8 protein-coding genes are annotated in these 9,646 nt (G+C 60.5%); 6 read left to right on the forward strand and 2 right to left on the reverse strand.

The annotated features are described in order from the left end of the window. The 4 genes from sufB to AC6FTP_RS09070 all read left to right on the forward strand — a co-directional run. The coding region (gene sufB, locus AC6FTP_RS09055) for a Fe-S cluster assembly protein SufB (RefSeq protein WP_497206590.1) at nt 1-1,197 on the forward strand (1,197 nt) is incomplete at its 5' end. 28 nt (nt 1,198-1,225) lie between these two features. After that, entirely contained in the window at nt 1,226-2,584 is a 1,359-nt protein-coding gene (sufD, locus tag AC6FTP_RS09060) for a Fe-S cluster assembly protein SufD (RefSeq protein ID WP_497206591.1), read from the forward strand. 113 nt (nt 2,585-2,697) lie between these two features. After that, on the forward strand, nt 2,698-4,473 hold the full coding sequence (locus AC6FTP_RS09065; RefSeq protein WP_497206592.1) for a GMC oxidoreductase: 1,776 nt from the start codon (nt 2,698-2,700) through the stop codon (nt 4,471-4,473). After that, nucleotides 4,470-4,856 (forward strand): hypothetical protein, encoded by a 387-nt coding sequence (locus tag AC6FTP_RS09070; protein WP_497206593.1) that lies wholly within the window; start codon nt 4,470-4,472, stop codon nt 4,854-4,856. The genes AC6FTP_RS09065 and AC6FTP_RS09070 overlap by 4 nt, the downstream gene beginning before the upstream one ends. Nucleotides 4,857-4,860: 4 nt before the next feature. Here AC6FTP_RS09070 and AC6FTP_RS09075 read toward each other — a convergent pair whose 3' ends face one another. Then, the gene (locus AC6FTP_RS09075) at nt 4,861-5,937 is read right to left on the reverse strand and encodes a PEP-CTERM sorting domain-containing protein (protein ID WP_497206594.1); all 1,077 of its coding nucleotides are present in this window, start codon (nt 5,935-5,937) and stop codon (nt 4,861-4,863) included. Nucleotides 5,938-6,092: 155 nt separating this feature from the next. Here AC6FTP_RS09075 and AC6FTP_RS09080 point away from each other — a divergent pair, with 155 nt between their 5' ends. Both AC6FTP_RS09080 and AC6FTP_RS09085 read left to right on the forward strand, forming a co-directional pair. After that, nucleotides 6,093-6,401: a DUF3817 domain-containing protein gene (locus tag AC6FTP_RS09080; RefSeq protein ID WP_497206595.1), complete on the forward strand. Its 309-nt coding sequence runs from the start codon at nt 6,093-6,095 to the stop codon at nt 6,399-6,401. Between the two features lie 42 nt (nt 6,402-6,443). Further along, the gene (locus AC6FTP_RS09085) at nt 6,444-8,402 is read left to right on the forward strand and encodes a sialate O-acetylesterase (protein WP_497206596.1); all 1,959 of its coding nucleotides are present in this window, start codon (nt 6,444-6,446) and stop codon (nt 8,400-8,402) included. Between the two features lie 273 nt (nt 8,403-8,675). Here the strand turns inward: AC6FTP_RS09085 and AC6FTP_RS09090 are convergent, their stop codons facing one another. Next, nucleotides 8,676-9,593: a prolyl oligopeptidase family serine peptidase gene (locus tag AC6FTP_RS09090; protein WP_497206597.1), complete on the reverse strand. Its 918-nt coding sequence runs from the start codon at nt 9,591-9,593 to the stop codon at nt 8,676-8,678. Between the last annotated feature and the right edge of the window lie 53 nt (nt 9,594-9,646).

Genomic DNA, 9,646 nt, shown 5'->3' on the forward strand with positions numbered 1-9,646 from the left:
AAGGACCTCGAAAACATCCACTTCGACGAGTTCCGCTACTACCTCAGCGACGGCCAGAAGCCGAAGCGCTCCTGGGACGACGTGCCCGAGGACGTGAAGAAGACCTTCGACCGCCTCGGCATCCCTGAGCAGGAACGCAAATTCCTCGCCGGCGTCGAGGCGCAGTACGACAGCGAGGCCGCCTACTCGAACATCAAAGCCGCCGTCGCCGAGCAGGGCGTCATCTTTGTGAACAGCAGTGAGGGCCTCAAAGAGCACCCCGAGATTTTCAAAAAATGGTTCGGCAAAGTCATCCCCACCGGCGACAACAAATTCTCCGCGCTCAACAGCGCCGTGTTCAGCGGCGGCTCGTTCATCTACGTCCCGCCCGGCGTGAAGGTGAAGCACCCGCTCCAGGCTTACTTCCGCATCAACAGCGAGCAGTTCGGCCAGTTCGAGCGCACGCTCATCATCTGCGATGAAGGCAGCGAGGTCATGTACATGGAAGGCTGCACCGCGCCGAAGTTTGAGACCGCCACGTTGCACAGCGCCGTCGTCGAACTCGTCGCCCTCAAAGGTGCCAAGATCCAATACGTCACCGTGCAGAACTGGAGCAGCAACGTCTTCAACCTCGTCACCAAGCGCGGCATCGCCATGGAAGACGCCGAAGTGCGCTGGATCGACTGCAACATCGGCAGCCGCCTCACCATGAAGTACCCAGGCGTCATCATGAAAGGCAAACGCGCCCGTGGTGAAGTCATCAGCATCGCTTTGGCGAACAGCGGCCAGCATCAGGACACCGGCGCGAAGATGGTCCACGCCGCCGATGACACGACCAGCAACGTCATCAGCAAATCCATCTCCATTGGTGAAGGTCGCAGCACCTATCGCGGCCTCGTCCACATCCCGAAGCACCTCAAAGGCTGCAAAAACAACACCGAGTGCGACGCCCTGCTCATCAACAGCAACAGCCACACCGACACCTACCCCGCCATCAGCGTCCGTGGCAATCAGCACAGCACCCAGCACGAAGCCAGCGTCAGCCAGGTCAGCGCCGACCAAATCTTCTACCTCATGCAACGCGGCCTCACCGAAGCCGAAGCCATGAGTTTGAGCGTCAACGGCTTCATCAATGACTTGGTGAAGGAATTCCCGATGGAATACAGCGTCGAGCTGAAGCGCCTCATCGACCTCGAAATGGAAGGCAGCGTCGGCTGATCAAGAGCAGCCGCACACTTTGTTCGCCATGTCCGCCGCACTTGTTCCTATTTCCAAACACACACCTGTCACTGTGTCTCAAACTCCCGAATCTCCTGCTCCTTCCGGCCTCGAAATCATCGCTTCAACACGCGACGAATCCTCCGCTCCCGGCTGGTTCCATGCCCGCAGCGAAGCTGCGTGGACCGAATTTAAGTCTCTGCCTCTTCCAGGCCTCAAAGACGAAAACTGGCGCTACTCCAGCGCGAAGAAGATCGAACTCGCCGATCACTCGCCTGCCGTCTCACCGACTGCTGCGAACATCCAGGCTGCTCTCGCTGCCACCGAAGGTCTCAAAGAACGCGCGGCACGTTTTGTGTTCGTGAACGACACGCTCGTCGAGTCCGATACCGTCGGCCTTTCTGCCGGTGTCGTCTGCGTGAGCTTCGAGGAAGCGCTCAAAACACACGCTGACGTGCTTCAGCAGCACTTCATGAAAGGCGAGCAGGCGCTTGGTTCCGGCAAATTCGCCGCGCTGCATTTGGCGCATGTCAAAGCGGGCACCGTCATCATCGTGCCAAAGAGCGTCGTCATCGAAAAGCCGGTCGAAATCTTCCACTGGGTCGTCGGCGACCACGCGGCCATCTTTCCGCATACGCTGATCGTCACGGGCGATCACGCCGAGGTCAGCGTCGTCGATCATTACCGCAGTCTCGAAGGGGAAGGCGGACTCAGCATCGCCATCGCCGATCTCGTCGGCGGCAGCGGCAGCAAGATCACCTACGCCGCCTGCCAGGAACTGGCCGATGACGCCCAGGCGCTGCATCTTTCCAGCATCACCGCCGGACGCGATGCCAGTGTGAAAAGCTTCCAGGTGCAGCTCGGTGCCGCCTTCAGCCGCAGCGAGAGCGTGAGCGACCTCGTCGGCCAAGGTGCCCGCAGCGACATGCTCAGCGTCAGTTTGCCCATCGGCGAGCAGATCGTCGATCAGCGCACGCTTCAGCGTCACAAGGCCCCGCACGCCACCAGCGACCTGCTTTACAAAAACGCCCTCTACGGCCAATCCCGCAGCATTTTCAGCGGCCTCATCATCGTCGATGAAGGAGCCCACTACACCGACGCCTACCAGACCTGCCGCAACCTTCTCAACAGCAACGAAGCCGAAGCCACCAGCCTCCCCGGCCTCGAAATCAACGCCGACCAAGTCAAATGCAGCCATGGTGCGACGAGCGGCCCGATCAGCGACGAAGAACTCTTCTACCTCAAAGCCCGCGGCATCAGCGACAGCGAAAGTCGCAAGCTCATCATCGAAGGCTTCCTCGCCGGCGTCGTCGAGCGCTTTGGCAACAGCGAACTCCTCGACACCCTCGTCGCCCGCATCGACGAGAAGCTGGAGCGGGCGGTGTAAAGAGCTGGATCATCACAGCCAGCGTAACTGACTCGGGCACCAAAATATGCTGGAACTGTGACGCTCAAAGTTCTCAGGAGACATCGGGCGGAGATTTTGATAACAACTCCGCCATGCCCCTCCTCACCGACCGCAAAACCCAGCCGCAATATGATGTCATCGTCGTCGGATCAGGCGCGGGAGGCGGCATGGCGGCGCTCATTCTGGCGCTGCATGGCGTGAAGGTACTGATGGTCGAAGCGGGCCGGAACTACGAGCCCGCGACGGAGACGGCCATGTTTAACACGCCCGAGATGGCCCCGCTGCGTGCGGAGCGGAACCCGGACAAGCCTTTCGGCTTCTACGATGCCAATGTCGGCGGCTGGCAGGTGCCTGGGGAGCCTTACACGAACAAAGATGGCACCGAGGGAGCCTTCTGGTGGTGGCGCGCGAGGATGCTCGGCGGGCGCACGAATCACTGGGGCCGCATCTCCCTGCGCTTCGGCGAGTTCGACTTCAAACCGAAGTCGCGCGACGGGCTCGGCGTCGATTGGCCGATCAATTATGAAGACATCTCGCCGTGGTATGATCGCGTGGAGCAACTCATCGGCGTCTATGGCGAAAACGATGGCATCCCCAACGCGCCGAACTCCTCCCCCGGTGTGCTTTTGCCAGCACCGAAGCCGCGCCTCGGCGAACTCATGGCGAAGAAGTCGGGCAAGAAGAGCGGCGTGCCCATCGTGGCTGCGCATCGCGCTGTGCTCAGCCAACCGCTGGACTGGAAAAACCTGCCGAAGCAGCTCTTCCCGAACAACCCGAAGGCCCAGGAGATCATCGGCAAAGACATGATGATGCGCGCGCCCTGCTTCTGGGCCACCGACTGCCTCCGCGGGTGCAGCATCCGGGCGAATTTCCAAAGCACGACCGTCCTCCTGCCCGCCGCACTCGCCACGGGGAATCTCGACATCATCACCGATGCCATGGTGCGTGAGATCGTGATGAAGGACGGCAAGGCCAGCGGCGTGCATTACATCGACAAAAAGACGCGTCGTGATGCCGTGGTAAAGGCCCGCGTGGTCATCGTGGCCGCCAGCGCCTGTGAAACCGCCCGCATCCTGCTGAACTCAAAATCCCAGGACAGCGCCGGCCTAGCCAACAGCAGCGGCCAAGTCGGCAAGAACCTCATGGACAGCGTCGGCACGAAGCTCGGTGCGCACATCCCCGCTCTGGAAGATGCCCCTTTGCTGAATGAAGACGGAGCCGGTGGGCTGCACGTCTATTCGCCCTGGTGGCTCGTGAACGAGCACTCAAAACTCGGCTTTGCGCGTGGTTATCACATCGAAATGGGTGGTGGCCGGAAGATGCCCAGCGTCAGCGGTTTCAGCCTGCTGGATCAGACCAGCCCCGGCACCTACGGCAGCAAGCTGAAGGAAGACGCCCGCCGCTACTACGGCGCGAGTTTTAGCTTCAGCGGACGCGGCGAGATGGTGCCGAACGACGACTGCTACTGCGAGCTCGATCCCAAAGTCGTCGATCAATGGGGCATCCCCGTCCTGCGCTTTCACTGGAAGTGGAGCGACCACGAGATCAAGCAGGCCGAGCACATGCAGCAGACTTTTGCCGAGCTGATCGAAGGCATGGGAGGCAAAGCCAAGCCACAGAGCGGACGCGATGCCATCCAGCGCCCCGGAGAAATCATCCACGAAGTCGGCTGCGCCCGCATGGGCTCAAAGGCCGCCGACTCCGTGACGAATCAATACTGCCAGACCTGGGACGTGAAGAATCTCTTCCTCATGGACGGAGCCGTCATGCCCAGCAACCCCGACAAAAACCCCACCCTCACCATCATGGCCCTCGCCTGGCGCTCCTGTGAATGGCTGATGGGGGAGATGAAGGCGGGAGGGGTATGAGAAAAGAGGTCAAACGAGGTTGTCTGATCGTCTTCCTCCTCCTGGCGGCGGTAGTGGCCTATCCTGTTTACTTCGTTTTTTCATTCCAATACTACTACGGAGAAGCGGAACCGCTGGGAGGCCTGGTGCATGGGATGGCGGGTGTGTTGTATCTCCTGGAGGAAGAGGGTAAACCGCTTCCTCAAACCCTGTCCGAATTCTTGGCCTTGATGCCCGAAGAGGATCGGAAGCGTTTTGAGGGGTATCAGATGTCCTGGAACCCGGGGGCCGACCCACTTTTCAAGATGCGGGTGAACCGCAAATATGGGTTCACCCTGAGCCGTGACCGGTTTCTCTGGATCACCAAGCCCGAGGAACTCGACGCCTTGTTTCCGACTTCCTGAGGAATCAAGCCGAGCGCCTTCGCCTCATCCCAAACAACCCCGCCAGCAGCACCAGCACCGCACTCCCCGGCTCTGGCACGGCGGTGAGATTGAAGTTGAAGTCGTCGAAGAAATTCTTGAAGCCGTCCACGTCCGTCGCGGACCACTGGATCTCGGTAACGTTCGCTGTGTCGAAGCCGAAGAGTTCATCCGTCAGCACGGTGGTGGAGGTATTCAGGATCGAATTGTTGTCATCAAAGCCTCGGGCGGACAGGCTGACGCTGTTGGCAAAGGTGTTGAGACTGAGCGTGATCTCCGACCAGCCCTGCGTGCCGAGACTGATGCTGGTCGTCTGCCAGGTTGACGAGCCCCCCGCCCGATACTGAAGCAAATTGTCGCCCGTGTACCCTACATCGACCAGGATCTGGCCGATCGAGTCACGGAAACTCATGGCGACTGTGTTTGCTCCGATGGCAATGCCGTCATCAGCATCTGTCGGGCAAGTCCAGAAGCTGAGGTCGATGCGCATGTCGCTCGTGCTCAGCGGGTTGGTTCCATCAAAGTCGCGGGAATCGAGACTGTAGGCGTAGCTCATGTTCTGATCGTAGGCCAGAAGGTTGAGCACCTGGGAGCCGCTGTGAGCTCCTGTGTAGCCATAGGCAGCTACATAATCACGCTGGAACTGCCCCCCCTGATACACGGGCGCGCCGATGTCTTCATTGAGCCTGCCACCTGCGAGCGCCCGCCACAGGCCAGTGTTGTCCGCGATGTCCGCTGCTGATCCTCCCGGTCCTCCGCCTCCGGTGCCATACTGGCCAGCATTGTAGCGGCTCAGGTCCTGACCGTGATTGTTGTCACCCAGGGTGTTTGGGTAGGTCCCCGGAGCCACGATTCCCGTCAGCCCGTTGGTCGAGAGGTTGTTCAGGTAAAACTGCGCATCTCCGGCAAAGTTCAGGGAAGTGATGTTCCCAACACCGCCGATGCCGGGGATGCGATACCCGTCGCTCTCCTCAAAACTACCCAGGTAGGCCAGCGTCGGCAGCGCTACCCCCGAGAGGAGAAGCGTGATTGCCCAAAGGCCGATGAATGGTCTGGATGTCATTATTATTATGGTGAGTATATAATATCCACTATACGACTCAAGTCCTATTAACCAAACCTTGACAGGCTTCGGCAAACCCTTAGCCCGGCGAAGTAGAGGGACTTTTTCGCGTGAAACCAGTGCTGGTATGAGGCAGATCGGAGTCTCCCCCTCCCATGTCCGCCGCCTCCTCCATCCGCTGGTTCCGCCGCACCGCACTCGCTGAAGCCATCTCCTACCTTCTGCTCCTCGGTGTGGCCATGCCGCTGAAGTATGTCTGGGGTCAGCCGCTCGCCGTGAAGATCGTCGGTGGCATCCACGGCGGTCTGTTTGTGGTCTTCTGCCTCACGCTCGCACTCGCGATGCGCGCAGGGAAATGGTCGATCTGGAGAGCGGCAGGGCTGTTTCTCGCGTCGCTTGTGCCGCTGCTTCCCTTCTGGCTCGATGCCCGGCTTCGTGCCTGGGAACGCAGCAGCGGAGAATAATCTGGAAACATGACGAGCGAGTTTGTAGAAAGCGGCTCCGCCATGAAGCCCACCCTTTTTCTCGCCCTTCTCGTCACGCTTAGCAGCGCCTCCGCAGCCGTGAAGCTGCCCTCCATCTTCACCGACCACATGGTCCTCCAGCGCGACAAAGCCGTGCCGGTTTGGGGCAAGGCCGCACCGGGAGAGGAAGTCGTCGTCGAGTTCGCCGGGCAAAAGAAGTCCGCAAAGGCCGATGCGAGTGGCAAGTGGATGGTGAAGCTCGATCCCATGCCCGCGAATGCCGAGCCCCAGGTGCTGAAAGCGGGCAATGTCAGCGTGCAGGACGTGCTCGTTGGCGAAGTATGGCTCGCCTCCGGCCAGTCCAACATGGAGTGGGAGATGCAGATGAAGCCCGACTCGAAGGCCGACATCCCAAACACCACACATCCGAACCTGCGCCTCATCGAAGTGCCGAAGACAACCGCACTCACGCCACAGGACGATGTCCCCGCCGCATGGGCTCGCAGCTCTCCCGAAAGTGCAGCCACCTTCTCCGCCATCGGCTACTACTTCGGGCTGAAGCTTCATGAAGAGCTGAAGGTGCCCGTCGGCATCATCCTCAGTGCCTGGGGCGGCACGCGCATCGAGCCCTGGACGAGCATCGAAGGTTTCGACGCTGTGCCTGAACTCAAAGCCTTCACCGCCGACACCCGAGCCAAGCTTCCCGATAGCGACTCCTACTGCGCCGCGAACGAAAAACACCTCGCGGCCGTGGAGAAGTGGTCGCAGGCGGTTCGTGACGCCTTGGCGAAGAAACAGGCTGTCCCGGCGATGCCCGCTCAACCTCAAACACTCACCGCCGGGGCAGGCACGCCCACCGCTCTTTACAATGCCATGATCCACCCGCTCGTGCCCTTCGCCATCCGTGGAGCCATCTGGTATCAGGGCGAGTCGAATCACGGCGAAGGCTTCGTCTATACCGACAAAAAGAAAGCCCTGCTCGCCTCCTGGCGCAGCGTCTTCCAGCAGCCAGATCTGCCCTTCTACTTCGTGCAGATCGCCCCTTATCAATATGGCACCGAGGATGTCGAGATCCTCGCGCAGTTCTGGCAGGCCCAGCGTGAGTGCCTCAAAATTCCGCACACCGGCATGGCCACCATCTCTGACATCGGCGAGGTGCCGGACATCCATCCGGCGAAGAAAAAGGAAGTCGCCCGCCGCCTCTCCCTCTGGGCGCTCGCAAAGGATTATGGCCAGAGCGACATCGACCCCAACGGCCCGCTTTACGCCAGCCACAGCATCGAAGGTTCGGGCATCCGTGTGAAGTTCGACCACGCCGCCAGCGGCCTCGCCTCCCGCGATGGCAAACCGCTCACGCACTTCGAGATCGCGGGTCGCGATGGCATGTTCCACCCTGCGGAAGCGAAGATCGACGGTGACAGCGTCGTGATCACCTCCGCCAAAGTACCCGAGCCACGCCGCGCGCGCTTCGCGTGGAGCAAACTCGCCATCGCCAACCTCATGGACAAAGACGGCCTGCCCGCCACCGCCTTCCACACCCACTGGCCCGTCGATCCCGATCTCGGCAGCAATTTCGCCCGCGATTGCAAATGGGAGAGCAGCGACAAAAACACCTACGGCTGGGACACCGGACTCACGGACGGCTCATGGGCCAGCTTCAATCCGAACAGCTACGCCACCGGCAACTCAGACACCTTTCCCAAGCACGTCACCATCGATCTCAAGCAACCGCAAACGATCAATCTCATCCGCCTTGGTGCCCCGGAGTTCGGCTCCACCAAAACCGTCGCCGTCTCCCTCAGCACCGATGGCAAAACCTTCCGCGAGGTCGGCAAACACGCCTTCCCGCTCGCCAAGGCCGAGCGCGCCGCACTCTCATTCCCTGATGCCGAGGCCCGCTACATCCGCCTCACCTACCTCGATCACCACGCCCAGCAGGCGGGCAACTTCCCCAACACCTTCGCCTTCACCACCGAGGTGGAGGCGTATCGGGTGAGGTGAAACTGCGCGTTTGTTCAATTCAATCTCATCCGCGCCGTTGAGGAAGGTGCACGAAACTTAGCAACGACGGCGCATGCGACTCTCGCGCGGATGAGATCGATTCCCTTGTTCAGTTGGATTCTCACCGGCTGACTTCCACTGAGAACCGAGGATGTCCATCATGCCGAAGTCTGAGAACTCCAGGCCATCCCACAACATTCTATTCTTCGCAGCAGCAAGCGCCGGAGGGCCATGCCTGCCCATTCCGATAATGAGTGTGCGGAATACGTCAGTTTACTTCTTCTTCACCGGTGTGCTCGGGAGCGAGGAGACATTCAGCGTGAAGGGCTGCGCGGGCTGTTTGCCGAGGAGTTGGAGATCAAACCACTCGACCATGCGCTCGGTGTCCTGCGGCATCTCCTGCCAGCCGCCGTGGCCTGCGCCTTGGCGAATGACGAGTTCGCACACGGTGCCGACTTCATGGCAGCGTTTCAGAAAGCGCTCGGATTGCGTGATGGATACCTGCGGGTCGGCGTCGCCATGCACGATGAAGATGGGCGGCTGTTCCTTATGCACCCAGTAGATCGACGACAGCTCGCGCCCAAGTGCCTCGCGGCCTTCCGGCGTGGCGGCTTTGGGTCCAAAAGCAGCCGCGTAGGCTTCGAGCTTGCCGATGCCGACGGCGTTGTCTCCAGGCTCGAACCAGTTCAGGTAATCGGTGGGCGGATAGAAGCACGCCACGGCATTCACCGCGCTGCTTTCGCGATCAATCGGGTCGGCCGCCTTCGCATCGCCCGGTCCGCCGCGAGTCGCGAGCATCAGGCTGAGGTGACCACCCGCGCTGCTGCCCGTGACGCCGAGCTTTTGCGGGTCCACGCCATAGGACGCGGCATTCGCACGAACAAAACGCACCGCACGATTCAGATCCGCCACGATCTCCTCCACCTGAAACCTCGGCTGCGTGCCATGCACGACGACGAAGGTTGTGTAGCCCGCCTTGGGCCATCCGCCGTCACTGATGCCATTGTGGTTCGATTTCCACCCGCCACTCACGATCTTGATGATGCCCGCACCGTTTGGCTGCGCCGGTTTGAAGACATCCATCGTCAGCGCCACGCCATCGTGCTTCGTGTAGATGACATCGCGGATGCGCTCCGGCTCTTGGGAGAGCAGCGACGTGGTGAAGAGAGCAAGGAAGAGAAGATGTTTCATGGTTGGGTTATCGTTGCGACTTGGAGTCGAATGGAGCAATCGCTTTCAGCATC

Source organism: Prosthecobacter sp., from assembly GCF_044378005.1.
Taxonomy (GTDB): Bacteria; Verrucomicrobiota; Verrucomicrobiia; order Verrucomicrobiales; family Verrucomicrobiaceae; genus Prosthecobacter.

What these genes read in the sequence shown, in the direction of transcription:
- sufD (WP_497206591.1), top strand. Translation starts at nt 1,226, where the DNA reads ATGTCCGCCGCACTTGTTCCTATTTCCAAACACACACCTGTCACTGTG.
- AC6FTP_RS09065 (WP_497206592.1), top strand. Translation starts at nt 2,698, where the DNA reads ATGCCCCTCCTCACCGACCGCAAAACCCAGCCGCAATATGATGTCATC.
- AC6FTP_RS09070 (WP_497206593.1), top strand. Translation starts at nt 4,470, where the DNA reads ATGAGAAAAGAGGTCAAACGAGGTTGTCTGATCGTCTTCCTCCTCCTG.
- AC6FTP_RS09075 (WP_497206594.1), bottom strand. Translation starts at nt 5,937, where the DNA reads ATGACATCCAGACCATTCATCGGCCTTTGGGCAATCACGCTTCTCCTC.
- AC6FTP_RS09080 (WP_497206595.1), top strand. Translation starts at nt 6,093, where the DNA reads ATGTCCGCCGCCTCCTCCATCCGCTGGTTCCGCCGCACCGCACTCGCT.
- AC6FTP_RS09085 (WP_497206596.1), top strand. Translation starts at nt 6,444, where the DNA reads ATGAAGCCCACCCTTTTTCTCGCCCTTCTCGTCACGCTTAGCAGCGCC.
- AC6FTP_RS09090 (WP_497206597.1), bottom strand. Translation starts at nt 9,593, where the DNA reads ATGAAACATCTTCTCTTCCTTGCTCTCTTCACCACGTCGCTGCTCTCC.